Source organism: Aeromonas sp. PrichA-15 (genome assembly GCF_017939245.1).
GTDB classification, from domain to species: Bacteria; Pseudomonadota; Gammaproteobacteria; order Enterobacterales; family Aeromonadaceae; genus Aeromonas; species Aeromonas caviae.
Genome location: NZ_JAGKRH010000347.1, coordinates 1 through 621 on the forward strand (window position 1 = coordinate 1; position 621 = coordinate 621).

Here is a 621-nt window from a genome sequence, read left to right on the forward strand (position 1 = left end):
TGCTGCGAGCCGAAACCAGCCGTAAGGCAAGCTTGCGGAAGAAGCAGCAATTTGCGGGCATGAGCAGCCCATATCTGGAAAAGGTACTGGATGCTGGGTTAGCTGAACTGGCATCAATTTAACAATATGTTCACGCTCTCGCCCTGCTATCCTTGCGTCACCCCATTTATTAAAAATTAATAATGGCGGATGGCTTTCTATACCTGAATATGAGGAACACTCTATTATTTATGGCGGCAACACATATAACGCGATCGTAGCACAAGCCATCTATACTTATAATTTCACCGTCGCACGACACACCCCCTCGCACAATCCAACGACAAACGAATCTATCAAAAACTCGTCAGTATTGACTCATGCAAACCTCAATTACTCTTCGTCATTGATTGTCCGTAACTTGCTTAAAAAACTAAATGATGTCTCAGGAAAAATATTAGCTGGACTGGATAAAATCAGCATCGATGTAGATCCTACCGTCATTCCGCACCTGATTTTGCTATTTTCAGTGCTTGACGGCGATCGGCCGTTCTGATCTATTACTCTCTTTTGCAGGTAGATCATCATGGCCGCACCCGCTATCTCGATCCGTAACCTCGATCACCTTGGTTTGGTCGCCGC

The 621-nt window shown here is 45.2% G+C and carries 1 pseudogene; it reads left to right on the forward strand.

Annotation, left to right across the window (positions count from 1 at the left end):
* A pseudogene (locus J9889_RS23110) lies at nt 1-122 on the forward strand (ISAs1 family transposase); the annotation flags it as partial.
* Nucleotides 123-621: the final 499 nt, after the last annotated feature.